Origin of the sequence: Paenibacillus tyrphae (assembly GCF_000722545.1) — a bacterium.
Lineage (GTDB): Bacteria > Bacillota > Bacilli > Paenibacillales > NBRC-103111 > Paenibacillus_G > Paenibacillus_G tyrfis.
Genome location: NZ_JNVM01000017.1, coordinates 258093 through 273684 on the forward strand (window position 1 = coordinate 258093; position 15592 = coordinate 273684).

The 15592-nt window shown below is 54.7% G+C and carries 12 protein-coding genes; 1 reads left to right on the top strand and 11 read right to left on the bottom strand.

What is annotated here, in order from left to right; translation table 11 throughout:
• Positions 1 to 23: 23 nt before the first annotated feature.
• The 11 genes from ET33_RS21575 to ET33_RS21625 all read right to left on the bottom strand — a co-directional run bounded on the left by ET33_RS21575 (position 24) and on the right by ET33_RS21625 (position 14603).
• Positions 24 to 884 carry a 3-hydroxybutyryl-CoA dehydrogenase gene (locus tag ET33_RS21575; protein WP_036686481.1) on the bottom strand — a complete coding sequence of 287 codons (861 nt, stop codon included), beginning with the start codon at positions 882 to 884 and terminating at the stop codon, positions 24 to 26.
• A gap of 239 nt (positions 885 to 1123) precedes the next feature.
• Complete coding sequence (gene icmF / locus ET33_RS21580; RefSeq protein WP_036686483.1) at positions 1124 to 4381, bottom strand: fused isobutyryl-CoA mutase/GTPase IcmF; 3258 nt, start codon at positions 4379 to 4381, stop codon at positions 1124 to 1126.
• A 259-nt stretch (positions 4382 to 4640) separates the two neighbouring features.
• A complete protein-coding gene (locus tag ET33_RS21585; RefSeq protein WP_036686485.1) occupies positions 4641 to 5771 on the bottom strand; it encodes an acyl-CoA dehydrogenase family protein in 1131 nt (376 codons plus the stop codon).
• 17 nt (positions 5772 to 5788) lie between these two features.
• Positions 5789 to 6967, bottom strand: a complete 1179-nt coding sequence (locus tag ET33_RS21590; RefSeq protein WP_036686487.1) for an acetyl-CoA C-acetyltransferase — start codon at positions 6965 to 6967, stop codon at positions 5789 to 5791.
• Between the two features lie 95 nt (positions 6968 to 7062).
• Positions 7063 to 8184, bottom strand: a complete 1122-nt coding sequence (locus ET33_RS21595; RefSeq protein ID WP_036686489.1) for an acyl-CoA dehydrogenase family protein — start codon at positions 8182 to 8184, stop codon at positions 7063 to 7065.
• Positions 8185 to 8561: 377 nt separating this feature from the next.
• A complete protein-coding gene (locus ET33_RS21600; RefSeq protein WP_036686491.1) occupies positions 8562 to 8837 on the bottom strand; it encodes a toxin-antitoxin system TumE family protein in 276 nt (91 codons plus the stop codon).
• Complete coding sequence (locus ET33_RS21605; protein WP_152570679.1) at positions 8821 to 9453, bottom strand: helix-turn-helix domain-containing protein; 633 nt, start codon at positions 9451 to 9453, stop codon at positions 8821 to 8823. The genes ET33_RS21600 and ET33_RS21605 overlap by 17 nt, the downstream gene beginning before the upstream one ends.
• A 162-nt stretch (positions 9454 to 9615) precedes the next feature.
• Positions 9616 to 11862, bottom strand: coding sequence for a M56 family metallopeptidase (locus ET33_RS21610; protein WP_036686494.1), 2247 nt, complete (start codon positions 11860 to 11862; stop codon positions 9616 to 9618).
• 35 nt (positions 11863 to 11897) lie between these two features.
• Positions 11898 to 12296 carry a BlaI/MecI/CopY family transcriptional regulator gene (locus ET33_RS21615; RefSeq protein ID WP_036686497.1) on the bottom strand — a complete coding sequence of 133 codons (399 nt, stop codon included), beginning with the start codon at positions 12294 to 12296 and terminating at the stop codon, positions 11898 to 11900.
• A 184-nt stretch (positions 12297 to 12480) separates the two neighbouring features.
• Entirely contained in the window at positions 12481 to 13413 is a 933-nt protein-coding gene (locus ET33_RS21620) for a phosphotransferase family protein (protein ID WP_036686499.1), read from the bottom strand.
• Positions 13414 to 13766: 353 nt separating this feature from the next.
• The gene (locus ET33_RS21625; protein ID WP_036686501.1) at positions 13767 to 14603 is read right to left on the bottom strand and encodes a helix-turn-helix transcriptional regulator; all 837 of its coding nucleotides are present in this window, start codon (positions 14601 to 14603) and stop codon (positions 13767 to 13769) included.
• A 219-nt stretch (positions 14604 to 14822) separates the two neighbouring features.
• Here ET33_RS21625 and ET33_RS21630 point away from each other — a divergent pair, with 219 nt between their 5' ends.
• Positions 14823 to 15572: an SDR family oxidoreductase gene (locus ET33_RS21630; protein ID WP_036686504.1), complete on the top strand. Its 750-nt coding sequence runs from the start codon at positions 14823 to 14825 to the stop codon at positions 15570 to 15572.
• Positions 15573 to 15592: the final 20 nt, after the last annotated feature.

Here is a 15592-nt window from a genome sequence, read left to right on the forward strand (position 1 = left end):
AAAGCTGCGGTTTAGGGAATGCGTTACAAGGATGAATCGTAGGTATAAAAGCCTCTGCCCGTTTTGCGGCCTAGCCGGCCGGCTTTGACGTATTTGCGCAGCAAGGGGCATGGACGGTATTTGCCGTCTCCGAAGCCGTCGTGAAGAATCTCCATAATGGACAAGCACGTGTCCAGCCCGATGAAATCGGCCAGCTCCAATGGTCCCATCGGATGGTTCATTCCCAGCTTCATCACCTTGTCCACCGCCTCCGGAGCCGCAACGCCTTCGTAGACGGTATAAATCGCCTCGTTGATCATCGGCATCAGGACGCGGTTCGATACGAAGCCGGGAAAATCGTTCACCTCAACGGGCGTTTTCCCCATGCGCTCCGCCAAATCGCGGATTTGCCCGAATACCTCGTCGGAGGTTTCCAGGCCCCGGATAATTTCGACCAGCGGCATGACCGGAACCGGATTCATGAAATGCATGCCGATCACCTGCGAAGGCCGTCCGGTCACGGCGGCGATCTCCGTGATCGGGAGCGAGGACGTATTCGTAGCGAGGATCGTATGCGGCCGGCACAGGTCGTCCAATCGCTTGAACAGCGTCGTTTTATGCTCCATGCTTTCAATAATCGCTTCAATGACCAGATCGGCCTGAGCGGCTCGATCCAGCTGGGCGCAAGGGAGAATCCGCCCTAGAATGCTTGTTTTCTCTTCCTCAGCAAGCTTCCCTTTCTCTACGCTCCGGCCAAGACTTTTCGTCAGCCGGGTGATGCCCTGATGAAGGGACACTTCGGCAATATCGTGCAGCAGGACGTTCAAGCCTGACGCTGCGGCGACTTGTGCAATGCCGCTGCCCATCTGTCCTGCGCCAATGACCATAACCGTCTGGATAGCCATGCTCTACACCTCCGATTCTTCTATTTGGAGAGTAATTTATTTCCATTATATATTATTTATGTCATTCAATAAATCAGGCTGTCTGAATCATAGCTTTTGCTTCCGAAATGCCCGCTCATCTGCCTTCAGCAGCGCGCCGAGCATAAGCTCCTTCAGGGTCATGCCGACGGACAAGACGAAGGCGTGGTCCCGGTAAAACGGCTACGGCAGAAAATAGTCGTGCCTCCGCCCAGCAGCGATCACATATTTCGGCGGTACTGCCCGCCCACTTGATAAAGCGCATGCGTAATTTGCCCCAAGCTGGCGGTCTTGACGGTTTCCATCAGCTCGACAAAAATGTTGCCCCCGTCCAAAGCTGTCTGCTGGAGCCTCGCCAAAGCGTCCGGAGCCTCGTCTTGATACTTCTCTTGAAAAGCGCGCAGATTGGCGATCTGCTGCTCCTTCTCCTCGGTCGTAGCGCGGGCCATCGGAATCGGCAGATCGTCCGTCGGCGGGTTCGGGTTCTGGAAGGTGTTCACGCCGATGATCGGGAGCTCGCCGTTGTGCTTTTTCGTCTCGTACAGAAGCGACTCATCCTGGATCTTTCCGCGCTGGTACTGCGATTCCATCGCCCCAAGCACGCCTCCCCGGTCGCTGATGCGCTCCAGCTCAAGCAGGACGGCTTCCTCCACCAGGTCCGTCAGCTCTTCGATCACGAAGGAGCCTTGGAGCATATTTTCGCTTTTGGCAAGTCCGAGTTCTTTCGTGATGATCAATTGAATCGCCATGGCCCGGCGCACCGATTCCTCCGTCGGCGTCGTGATCGCCTCGTCGTAGGAGTTCGTATGCAGCGAATTGCAGTTGTCCATGATCGCAAGCAGCGCCTGCAGGGTCGTGCGGATATCGTTAAAATCGATTTCCTGCGCATGCAGCGACCGGCCCGAGGTTTGAACGTGGTACTTCAGCTTCTGGCTGCGCTCGTTCGCCTTGTATTTCTCTCGCATCACCGTGGCCCAGATCCGTCGCGCCACCCGGCCGATCACGGTATATTCGGGATCGAGCCCGTTGCTGAAAAAGAACGACAGGTTCGGCGCAAAATCGTCGATGTGCATGCCCCGGGACAAATAGTATTCGACATACGTGAACCCGTTCGCCAAGGTGAAGGCGAGCTGCGAGATCGGATTCGCCCCGGCCTCCGCAATGTGGTAGCCGGAGATCGACACGGAGTAATAGTTCCGCACCTCGTGATCGATAAAATATTGCTGAATATCGCCCATCATCCGCAGCGCAAATTCCGTGGAAAAGATGCACGTATTCTGCCCCTGGTCCTCCTTCAAAATGTCCGCCTGCACGGTTCCGCGAACCTGCTTCAGCGCTTCCTTGGCGAGCTGCCGCCGTTCCTCGCCGGACGGCTCTCTCCCCTGCTCCTGACGGTATTGATCCACCCGGCCGTCGATCGCCGTATTCATAAACATCGCCAGAATGATGGCCGCCGGACCATTGATCGTCATCGAAACCGAGGTCAGCGGATGACACAAATCGAAGCCGGCGTACAGCTTCTTCATATCGTCCAAGGTGCAGATGCTGACGCCGCTTTCCCCGATTTTGCCATAGATATCGGGCCGGTAGTCCGGGTCCTCGCCGTACAGCGTGACCGAATCGAAAGCGGTGCTGAGCCGTTTGGCCGGATCGTTCTTCGACAAGTAATGAAACCGGAGGTTCGTCCGCTCCGGGGTTCCTTCGCCCGCGAATTGACGCTTCGGGTCCTCCTCCGTCCGTTTAAAAGGAAAGACGCCGGCCGTGTAGGGGAACGTTCCCGGGACATTCTCTCGGTACAGCCAGCTTACCAGATCGCCCCAGTCGTGGAAGCCAGGCAGGCATACCTTGGGAATCTTCAGCCCGGACAAGCTCGTGGTCGCAAGCTCGGTGACGATCTCTTTGTCCCGGACCTTGGTGACCAATTGCGTTCCGGCATAGCGGCTGCGCACCTCCGGCCAGCGGGCCAAGAGAGTCTGGGTCCCCGGATGCAGGCGCTGCTCGTACTTCTCTTTCAGCTCCTGCAGCATAGTTATGCTTTCCTCCGGTACATGCTCACGCTTCAGCGCTTGCATCGTCCCATCGATTTGGTAGCAGGCGCGCGCAAATTCCGCTTCCTTGTCGACGAAAGCTTTGTAGCTGCGGATGGTCTGCACGATCTCTCCCAAGTACCGGATCCGTTCGCCGGGAATGATGACCTGCTTCTTGAAGCTTTTCTCCGTTGAAAAATCCGGAACCGGCCAGCCGTTGCCGCATTTGCGGTTCATCTCGGAGATAAGCGCGGCAAACAGCCTGTTGACCCCGGCATCGTTAAACTGGCTCGCAATCGTCCCGTACACCGGCATCACTTCGTAAGGCTGCTCGAACCATCCGCGGCTTCGCTGCACCTGCTTTTTCACCTCGCGCAGCGCATCCTCCGATCCTCTTCGCTCAAACTTGTTGATCGCGATCAGATCGGCATAATCGAGCATCTCGATTTTCTCCAGCTGCGAAGGTGCGCCGAATTCGCTGGTCATGACATACAGCGTCACATCGGAGATTTCCGTAATCTGGTGATCCCCTTGCCCGATCCCGCTCGTTTCCACCAGAATCCAATCGAAGCCCGCCGCCTTAACCACCGCCAACGCTTCGCGGATCGCCTGCGACAGCTCCTTGCCCGAATTGCGTGTCGCCAAGCTCCGCATATAGACACGGTCCGAATGCACCGCATTCATGCGGATACGGTCTCCCAGCAAAGCACCCCCCGTCCGCTGCTTGGTCGGGTCAATGGACAGGATAGCAACGCTCTTGTCGGGATAATGCCGTAGGAAACGGCGGACCAATTCGTCCGTAAGCGAACTTTTTCCCGCGCCGCCCGTACCGGTGATGCCGACGACGGGAGCGTCGGACGGCCATTCCTTCATTTGCTCGAACGCGGCATGCAACTGGGAGCCGGTAGGAACGGACCCGCTGCTCAAGCTCTCAGCGGCCGTAATGCTTTGCGCGATCGCGCGGTGATTCCCCTGCTTCAGTTCCTCAAGATCAGGCACGTAGTCCGCAACCGTGGAGAAATCACATTCCTCCAGCATGACATTGATCATGCCTTGCAGCCCCAGCTTTCTTCCGTCCTCCGGCGAAAAAATACGGGCTACACCATAGTCGTGCAGCCGCTTCATTTCCGAAGGAATGATGACGCCGCCTCCGCCTCCGTACACCCGGATATGGCTTGCGCCTCTCTCCTTCAACAGATCGATCACATACTGGAAATATTCGACGTGCCCACCTTGGTAGGAGGAAATGGCAATGCCCTGCACGTCCTCCTGGATCGCCGCCTGCACCACCTCGTTCACGGACCGGTTGTGGCCCAGATGAATAACCTCCGCGCCGCTGGCCTGCAATATCCGGCGCATCACGTTGATCGAGACGTCATGACCGTCAAACAAGGCGGAAGCGGTAACGAACCTAGCCTTGTGCTTTGTTCGATGCACTCGTGCAGTTTCCAAACAAATCTCTCCTCATAGCGAAAAATCGAAGCATGCTAACGGCAAACGAAGCAAACCGTTCGCTTCAATCGGAGCCTTAAATAACACAAGCGCCCCTTCCGCTCCAGAACGATCAAGAAAATAGAATGAAATGCCCTAACGGCATGTGTACGCCAGATACGAAACGACGACGGAACCGTCCGACATCGAATCCGGTGTTAAATCGCTGCTTTCGGCCGAGGCAGTTTAGGACTTATTTTCATCAAACAACTACTGCTGCTTACGACTTCAACAGCTCGTTGGAAATGACGATCCGGTGAATCTGGTTGGTCCCCTCGTAAATTTGCGTCACTTTCGCCTCGCGGAACAGTCGTTCCAACGGATGTTCGTTCGTCCACCCGCTGCCGCCGAGCAGCTGCAGCGCGTCCGTCGTGACCGACATCGCGGTATCGCTGGCGAACATTTTGGCCATGGAAGCTTCCTTCGTACAAGGCTTGCCGTTCTGCCGCAGCCAGGCAGCCCGGTATACGAGCAGGCTTGCAGCTTCAACCCGAGCCGCCAGCTCCGTCAGAACGGGCTCTACCGCACGCCCCCGCTCTTTCGCATACCGTGCTTTCACCAAAAGCTCGGTATGCTCCAAGGCGGCTCTGGCAATGCCGAGCGCCTGTGCGCCGATGCCGATCCGACCCCCGTCCAGAATCGACTTGGCCATGACGAACCCCTGTCCTTCCTGCCCCAGCCGCTGTGCGGCAGGAAGACGGACCTGGTCAAAGGTCAGCTCGCACGTATTGGAGCCGCGCAGTCCCATCTTCTTTTCCTTCTTCTCTACCCGAAAGCCGGGCGCCGCTTTCTCAACAATGAAGGCGCTGACCCCGGAAGACTCTTGTCCCGGACCGGTCACGGCAAAAACGATATAAACGTCCGCTTCGCCCGCGTTCGTAATGAACACTTTCGACCCGTTCAGGATGTAGTCTGTGCCGTCCCAAACGGCGGACGACCTGATCTTGGCCGCATCGGAGCCGGCATGCGGCTCCGTCAGCGCGAACGCCCCGAGCCATTCCCCCGAGGCCATTCTTGGAAGGTATTTCTTCTTTTGCTCCTCCGTCCCGTAATACAAAATAGGCAAGGTTGCAACCGAAGTGTGGACGGACAGAATAACGCCAACGGTGGCGCTCGCTTTAGATATTTCCTCGATGGCGATCATATACGAAATCAAAACCGCACCGCTTCCGCCCCACTCCTTGGGAACGGGCAGCCCCAGAAGACCGAAGCCGCCCATTTCGCTGACGAGCGCACGCGGAAAAGCATCGGACTCCTCCATGGCCGGAACGGACGGAGCGATCCGGCTAACAGCGTATTCGCGCACCTTGCTCCGGAAGCGCTCCTGTTCGTCCGTGAAGCACAGCTCCATCAGGCGTCAACTCCTCCTTATTCGTCCACCCGAAGCAAAATCGCATCCCCTTGTCCGCCTCCGCTGCAAATGGCTGCGATACCGAGCCCGCCCCCGCGGCGTCTCAGCGCATGGATCAAGGTCAGAACGATCCTCGCCCCGCTGGCCCCGATCGGATGCCCGAGCGCGATCGCCCCGCCGTTGACGTTGACCTTCTCCTCGCCCCAACCGACGAGGCTGCCGCTGGCAAGAACGACCGCAGCGAACGCTTCGTTGACCTCGAACAAGTCAATCTCCCGCAACGATTTGCCGTTTTTTTGCAGCAGCTTTTGAATGACGAGCCCGGGCGTTATCGTATAATAAGGCGCTTCAGCGGCAACGGTCGTGTGCCCGATAATGGACGCAAGCGGCGAGTAGCGCTCGCGGACCGCTTTTTCCTCGGACATGACCACCAGCGCGGCGGCGCCGTCGCTAATGCCCGAAGCATTGCCTGCGGTTACGGTGCCTCCCTGCACAAAGGCAGACGGCAGCTTGGCGAGCTTCTCCGCACTCGTATCGGCACGCGGGGCTTCATCCGTATCGACATCCGCGTAAGAGCCCGCCCCGCAAGCGACGGGCACGATCTCGTCCTTGAACAGCCCTTGCCGGATGGCCTCCATGGCACGTTTATGGCTCCGCAGCGCCCATTCGTCCTGAAGCTGGCGGCTGATGCCTTTCTCGGTAACGATTCTTTCGGCGTACTCTCCCATATGGACATGCTGAAAAGCACAGTGCAGCCCGTCTCGCAACATCAGGTCCGTCACTTTCTTGTCTCCGAGGCGGCAGCCCCAGCGCGCATCCGCCGCCGCGTACGGCGCGTTGCTCATGCTTTCCATCCCGCCGGCTACGACCGTTTCGGCATCGCCGGCCCGGATGATTTGATCCGCCAGCGTAATGCTGCGCATGCCGGAGGCGCATACCTTGTTGATCGTCTCCGTCTGCACGCGCCAGTCCAATCCGGCCAGCCGCGCCGCCTGACGCGACGGGATTTGTCCCGCACCGCCCTGCAGCACCATGCCCATAATGACCTCATCGACTTCGGAGGGAGCCACCTTCGCTTTGTCCAAAGCCCCTTCGATGGCGATGCCGCCGAGCTCGACGGCCTGCTTGCTTTTCAATACGCCGCCGAATTTCCCGAATGCCGTGCGGGCTCCCCCGACAATCACAGATTCTCTCATCGCTTCTCCTTCCGGGCTTTCCGCAAGAAAGCCGCGTGATCATAAGAAATGGCTGCTCGTTAGCTTCACTCTTCCTGCCTTCCAGCTTCAAAAGATCATCCGCTTCCGGCCCATACATCCATGCCTTTGATCATGTGCACCGCTTTGGCATCGCGCATGTACCGCTCCACGCGGTACTCCTTCATATAGCCGTAGCCCCCGAGGATCTGCACCGCATTCGTCGTTGAGCTCATGGCGGCATCAGCCGCAAAAGCAAGCGCCCGGGCGGACGGCTCGGCATAGGCCAGCCCCTTGTCCTCATTCCACGCGGCCTGGCGGGCAAGGAGACTCGAAGCTTCGGCAGCCGCACACATCTCGGCCAGCATGAACGCCACCGCCTGATGCCGTGCAATCGGCTTGCCGAACTGCATCCGCTCCTTGGCGTAAGCCAGCGAAGCCTTCAAAGCGCCTTGCGCAATCCCGGCAGCCAGCGTAGCCAAGCCATACCGGGCGCTGGCCCACGTCTCCTCGGCGATGGCCGCCCCTTGTCCGACACTGCCGATCAGTTGGCTCCCCGAAATGCGGCAGCGATCGAAGGCCAAGTGAGCCATGCCGGAGGATCGAAGGCCAAGAGCTTGGGTGACGGGCTGTACCTGTAAACCGGTCATCCCCCGCTCAACGAGAAATGCGGCGGTTCGTTCGGATTCCTCCTCGCCTTTGCCTTCCACATTCGCATAAACCAAGAATAAGTCGGCTTCTTTGCCATTGAAAACGAACTCCTGCGTCCCGTCGAGAACGTACCCGTCCCCTTCCGGCTTTGCCGTCAGTGTAAAGTCTAGCGGCGAAATCCCACCGGGCCGCAGGGGAAGCGCCCCGCCCCCTAGCTTCCGGCCCTCGATCAGCGCCCGCAAATGCTTCGCTGTGCCATTTTGCCCGAACCTGTACACCGGCCGCGTCACAAGCTGAACATGCGTCCACAGCGACGCCCCTAGGGAAGCGCAGCCTCCGGACAGCTGCTCCAGCAGCAGGACGTAGCTTGCGAAGCCTCCCCCGGCCCCGCCGTCCGATTCGGGCCAAGGCAAACCGGTAAAGCCCAGCGCCGCCATCCGATCGAACAGTTCGCGGTCAAACGCTTCCGCTTCGTCCAACTGCTCAGCCTTCGTTTCCACTTCCCTGGCAACAAAATCGCGCACCACGTCACAGATCATTTCCTGCTCTTCCGTCAACTCGAACCTCATAAAATCTCTCCTTTGAACATACAAAGGGACTTACGGCAAAACGGCATTCTACCCCCATGTTATGAAATATTTGGGATAAATATGATGTCATAATGGAAATAAAACGTTCGATTGAGACAAGCATACTGAAACGACGCCTATAAAAAAAAGAAATTACGCAAGGCGCCTGCCTGCATAATTTCTTTCTCGGAAAACTACGGGCCCCGGAATCACTGGGACTGGTTCGCTTGTTTTTGCTTCTCAATCTCCGTAAACATAAATATGGTTTCCATAATCGTATATTGCTCATGATGGCCGAAATTCGGGTAACGCCGCTCTTCATGTATTCCAACAGGTTTATGGTGCATATGATCAGGTTCGGTTACGGTTTGATGCTGCTACTGATCGTGAGGCTCATTCTGCCATTTCCACAACTTCCCTCGCTGGTACTCCCAATCATACTGATACTTTTTCTTCTTCCCCGTCCTAGTTTCGATTAACTCAAACACCGTCATGTAAGTTCCATCCAAGAACTTTATCGTTTTACGCACAAAGGGTCCCTTACTGGGCTCATCACCGAAAAAACCGTCCTCGATCGAATCGATCAGGTCAGGGAAGGCACGCTTCAAAAACACAAAATTCGTACCGTGAAGATCGTCACTTTTTCGCTTCATTCATTTCCCTCAACTCGTCAAGTAGCAAAAGCCAAATCGACGCATCCCGATCCTCTTGGGTGGTCCGTTTTGTTTTCGTGCCAAGTGTCATCTCGTATGTCCCGCCGTATTTTTTCATCAACCGAGAAATTTCATCCAGTACGGCATCCCTATGCTGGTCTGGTGTCAGTTCCACTACTTCTTGTTCATGATTCTGTCGGTGGTACATGCCGACAACCTCTTGTACCGTAACCATTTCCCCTGTTCTCATGACAAAAGAGATCGTTTCAGGAATCCTGTTATGCCGCTTGCTCCCCTCACGCTTGTACCCCAGAAAACGTCCTTCATCGATCCATTTATTTATGGCTTGCACCGAAACACCGAAAACTCTAGCCAACTCACCTGTCGTATATGCTCTAACAGGCTGGGCATGGTTTACAACTTCCGCCATCAAACGGATCAAGTCCCCAAGGTCCTTACGGTATTCCATATTCTTGCGGGGGTTAGTCACCACAATATAGTCATGCAGCATGCTGCTAAATGCATGATAAAACTCCGGATCCATTTGCTTAATTGTACGTTCAAGTATTTGCTCGCTCTTTTCGACAACCAGTTGGCGTTCTTGTTTTGTAGACATGAGCATCACCTCTTACCTCCATCCTACCAAACGCAAACTCCAACTTCAACTGAACTTAAACCAAAGTTAAACTATTTTATGCACAAGTGTTTCCCGGAAACACCGAAATATTCATTTAGGCATTAAAAAAAAGCGCCTGAATTCAGGCGCCACAGTTACTAGCTATTTCAAATTGTTCAAATCCGCCGCTTTTTCGTTCATCAAATCAGCAACGATGTCCTCCTGCGGCACTCCTTCTCCCTTGAAGACGACTTGGAAGCAGACATCGCCCTCTTTCCAGTAATAACTGACGAAATCAATCTCATCCGGGCTGCTTAATTCCCCGTCGATCTTGTATTTCGCCGTTTTGAGCACCTCTCGTCCTCCCAAAACCATCGCACTGACCGGTGCCGTATGCTTCTTTCTATCGATACGGTAAAAAGCGGCGTTCCCGTTCTTCTTCATATCCTCGTACATCGTGCCGTTTTTAATTTGCATGAAAGGAAAGCCTTGTATGTTGCCCTGCTCATCCGTCCGATTGTATCTGATGTCCAGGAGCTTGCTCTTCTTGTCTTCGTCGTTGTCCGGATACCCGAAATAAAGCTTTTGTACCATGGAAGCGCCCGACATTTTAAACTGCCCGGCCACTTGCCGCGAAAACTTAGGCGTAAATCCGATGAGCTCCGCCGTCCGCCTCAGATCGCCGGTATCGTAAATTCCTACGTTGAGCAGGTCCAAGTTCACTTGGGTTTTATACATCTCTTGATCGGGATATTTCATGGAAGCGATGATGTCCAATTTCTCTTGATCCGAAAAAGCGCCTCCGTCAAACTGATACAGAACCCCGCCGTCCAACCAGAAATAGCTCCAGCCCTCGTGCTTTTTCGCATTGACTTTCGTAGTGACGATGACTTTGTAGGCTTGCATTCCATAAAGGGTTATAGGCTCTTTCCTGATTTCGGTTTCGCGTACCGCCGTCTTTTTTTCGTGCTGCTCGAACTCCGTATAAGCTTCGTCCAAACTAGTGCCGCTGGAATCGATTTGCAGCTTAAAGCTGCCGTAGTGCCTTTCCCCTACGCGAAGAACATAATTTACTTCCGCCTTGGTTAACTTAGCTTCATCCTTGGTTTTGGAACGGAGCTCGATCTCGTGGAACTTGTAGCCCTCCGGCAAAGCCGCCGGAGCCTTGAACTTGAAGCCGGCCACCTTAGCCGCCTTTTCCAAATTATCATAGCTTCGGGAAGAAGAATCAAACAGAATTCGGTCCTCGGTCTTGGCTGTTGCGATTGCGGGAGCTTGCTCCGTACTGCCTCCTGCTGCCGGAGCAGCCGCATTCGTCAGCGTCGCTGCGCTCAGAAGAACGACGCCCAGGACGGCAACCGCAGACAATTTATAGGAGCCTGCTTTGAACGATTTGATCATTTCAATCCTCCTCACGAGTTGATTCGTATTCGTCGATCCGTCAAAATACAGCAAATTCGGCTGATTACGCCGGGAAGAAAAGTGCTTTAGAAAACCTATAATCGTCATGCCGTACGGTACGGCCTCGGTTTCGCCCAGAACCTCCAATACACAGGCATCGCATGCAAGCTCTCTGTCAGTCTTCATTCTCTTGATGCTCATCCACACCACCGGATTGATCCAATGGACCGCCAGAACGAAGCTTCCCAGCAGGTTCCAGGCCACATCCTTCCGTTTATGGTGAGCCAGCTCATGCGAGAACACATGAATAAGCTGCTGTACGCTTAACTCCTTGTCGATGCCTTCGGGAAAATAAATCCACGGGCGAAACAGCCCGGAAATATAAGGACTTCTTGCATAGCTCCCCGTGTATACCGGTATCGGCCGCTTGATGCCGAATTTCCTGCGGCAATCGTCGACGACGGACAAGATCCGGGGATCGGTGACGAGCGTAAGTGTCTTGAACCTTCTGCGCATCTTCAGCATGTAGACGAACAAGTAGGTTAAGAGCGCAACCATTCCGGCAAGCCATACGGCTGCAATGATTTTTAGTCCCCAGGGATGGGAAAAATGCGCCGAATTTTCCACCCCAGCTGGCAATTGGGCATCCGGAACGGTGTCCTCTTCTGGACGAATCATGCTATAATCGTTATGAACATATTCTTTCTCTTGGCTGTTCCGGGATCGTTCCGCAGACGGGTTATTCTCTTTCTCCGTTAATGGGATGATCAGGGAAACAGCTTTTTTTATGTCTGTGCCGAAGTGCAGCATATGAAACAAGCTGACAGGACTATCCGGAAAAACAGGCAGCAGCAAGCGCACCAGCACGATGAGCCACAGCGCGTGCCGGATACGGGGGCTGATACGGTGGCGAAACAGCGCCAGAATCGCCATGACCAACAGCGCAACCGCGCTCGCCGCCAAGGTGGAATACCATAGTCCTATAAAAATCTCGCATAGCATCTCCATGATTTACCTCAATGAAATGATTTTCGGCGGCTCCGTCATGTCTTGGGGCGGCGATCCGTCTTCTCCTGCTTTTCCGTAAGAATCCTCTGAAGCTGCTCGATCTCTTTGTCCGACAAATGTCCGTCTTCCAAAAAATTGGTAACCATAAGGTCCGCAGCCCCGCCGAATACTCTTTTCAAGAACGACTGACTCTCCGCCCGGACGCATTCCTGTTCGGACACCAACGGGTAGTAGTGATAGCTTCTTCCGGATTTCTCGAACCCGATCGCGTTCTTCTTCAACAGCCGGTTAATAAAGGTTCGGACCGTCTGGTCGCTCCACTCGATGTCGACAGGCAATTGAAGCACGATTTGCTCCGCGGTTATCGGGTTGCTCCTCCAGATCACCTTCATGATTTCCCACTCCGATTCGGAAATTTTCGGAATACGCGGCATACGTTTCACCTCCTTTTGCACTTGTAAAATTACACTTGTAAATGAAAGTGGCCGTCCATTAATATTACAAGCGTAAAAGATAATTGTCAAATTGTAGTCGATAAACCGGAAGCCCGCCGCACCGCGTTCGGCACAGCAAGCCCGTTCCCCAATACAAGGTCTCAATAGTCCGCCCCGGCCATCATTATTCGGCTTGTTCCAACAAAGCGAAGAGATGATTTTTCGTGAAATCGTAGGCGGGTTTGTCTCCCTTCTTCGCGTAAAACCGCAAGCCGTCCAAGCCTTTGAAGAGCTGGTACCCGAGCAGTCTTTCTTCGAAATGAGGGATTGATCGCCCTTCTTCCGCCCATGCCTCGCGGACTCTGTGTGGAAATTGCGCTTTCGGTGCCCACAAATGCAGGACGGCCAAATCGAACATAAAATCCCCGTACATCGCCATCTCCCAATCGACAATCCCGGTTACGGCATGATTCTGCGATAACATATTCCCGAAGTGGAAATCGCCATGCACCAGGTAACGCTCCTCAGGCGCATAACCGATTCGTTCCATCATCTCGGCATGGATCCGTTCGAATACGTCTTTCTCCAGAAAGCCGCTTTCAAAAAGGGACATCCATCCCTGGTAAAAGCCTTCCTGCTGCTCATCGAAAGTCGAAGCCAGAAATTCCGTCCACGTCTTAGCCGAACCCTCTCCCGAAGGCCGTATCCATCCGTAGCCTGAACAGGGTTCTACCCGGATTTGGTTCATCCGAGTAAACTGGTGGACCAGATCGGGCAAAACGCCGCGGATATCCGGTCCGGCCTGGGAGATGATCGGGGTCCCTGCCACTTTTTCCGCAATCGAATAATGGGCGCTGCCGCAGGTTCCGACTTCGAAGATCCGGGGCATCGGTACCCCGCAAGAGGCATATTGGTCCGAAATAAACTTGACCTTCTTCAGCGTCTCCAGGTCGTTCTTAAAATGAATGACCAAGTCCCTGCCATTCTTCGTGTAGCTGTACACCTTGCTCAGCTCCCCCATGTCAATCGGAGTCACATCGTAAACGCCCTCCCCTTCGATTTGCCGCAAATAGCCGAGAGCCGCTTCGGTATTCATTTCCGGTTTGAATGAACGCATCGTCATTCCGCCTTTCTCACTTGAGTTATTGGGTTCTATAGCACGTAAACCAAAAAAAGCCGCAGATGAACATTGTCCATCCACGGCTTCCTATGCGTAAGAATGCGGAAACAAGACACGCCAAAGCGGCCTTGCCTCATCAATTCATGCATAGATGGTGATGATCGGGTTCATAACAGGAGTGCACAAGCGGACGCACGGCAAAGCAGCCCTGCCCCATCCGGCAGAGTGCCCCGGTCACGCTCATGGATATTCGGTTAAGAGTTAACCGTTAACTTCCGTCAGAAACACAGCCATCATCATCATTGCACGTATCCCACCATTTCCACGATTTGGTTTTATTATACTTTGCCTCAACAAGACTCGTACAGCAGCTCTTGCAGCTGCCGATCCGTACCAACGGCTTCGACCGGCGTGTACACCCGCATCAGAAAGTCGCTGTTTTCCGAGAGGGGAAATGTATTGTAACGAAATGTCAGCACGCCTGCTTTGGGGTGTCGGATCACTTTGTCCCCTTCCAGATTTCCGGAAACCTCATGGCGTCCCCACATCAGCCTGAACTCCTCGCTCCGGTCCCATAATCTGCAGACCAATTCCTGGTACCACGAATCGTTCATATACATGGCATAGCGGCTTCTGAAATGGGCCAGCATCGAGGTAGCGACGTTTTCCCAGTTGACAATGCGCTTTTTTTCATGCTCCATCGTGAAGACCCGCCAAAGAATATTGCGCTCGATCTCTGCCATCCGGTTAAAGTCTCCGCAAAGAGAACTGGTAATTTTATTCCAAGCGAGAACATTCCAGTGCTTGTCGATAATATACGCCGGGTAAGTTCCCAGCCTATCAAGTATTTGTTGAAGGGAAGGCGACAAGGTTTCATTCTCCGTACCTTTAGACACGGCGGAATGGTTAGCCAGGACGCGAAGATGGTTGCGCTCGTCCTTGCTCAGCCTCAGCGTCCGCACCAAGCTATCCAGCACTTGCTCCGACACTTGAATATCCCGCCCCTGCTCCAGTGCGGTATACCATGGCAAGGAAATGCCGGATAAGCTCGCCACCTCTTCCCTTCTCAGCCCCGGCGTGCGGCGGCGCGAGGTGTCCACCTGCAGCCCCAACTCCTGCGGAGATAAACGCAAGCGGCGAGTCCGAAGGAAATCCGCCAGCTCTTTACGTCTTCTTTCGTTATTCATCACGATGATACCACTCCATATCCTGATAGAATTTATAGCAGTATCCGTACGATTAGTATTTCGAATAGTACTACAAATGCAGACCTATTTGCCAGTGATAAAACTAATTATAATCGACTCATCGCCCGCAGTGAAGGAGGAGACGTACAAAACAAACAGCTATTCAGCAAGTCCCGGGCAATACCATTACCTAATCCAAAACAAAGGAGATCAAAACCTATGATAAAACCGGAACAAAACGAACGCCGAAGCACATTGAGAGGAAAACGGGTCATCATCCTCGGAGGAACGTCCGGAATGGGATTTGCGACAGCCGAAGCCGCAGCGCACGAAGGGGCGTCCGTCGTCGTCGTATCCAGCCGCAAAGAGAAAGTGGACGCGGCGGTCTCGCGTCTGCCCCAAGGCGCCGAAGGACACGCGGTCGACCTGACGAACGAGGCGCAGGTACGCGACTTTTTCAGCCAAATCGGCGAATTCGATCACCTGGTGTTCACGGCCGGCGATCCGCTGCAGCTCGCCAATCTCGGCGAAGTGGATATGGACGCGGCGCGTCAAATGTTCAACCTGCGGTACTGGGGCGCGCTCATGGCCGCAAAATACGGCAGCGTGAACATCCGGCCAGGCGGCTCGATCACGCTCGCTTCCGGTACGGCCGGCGTCCGGCCGCAGAAGGGCTGCACGGTCGCAGGCAGCGTCTGCGGCGCTGTCGAGGCGCTGACCAAAGCACTCGCCGTCGAGCTCAGCCCGCTTCGGGTCAACGCCGTTTGCTTTGGGCTCATGCGCACCGAGATGTGGAGCGGTATTCCCGAAGCAGACCGCAACGCAATGTTTGAAGCCGCCGGAAAATCCCTGCCGCTTGGCCGGATAGGCGAACCGGAAGATGCAGCAGAGGCGTTCCTGTATCTCATGCGCGAGAGACATTCCACCGGACAGATCGTTGTTGTGGACGGCGGCACGACATTGGTATAACGATTATGGAAAGGCCCTGT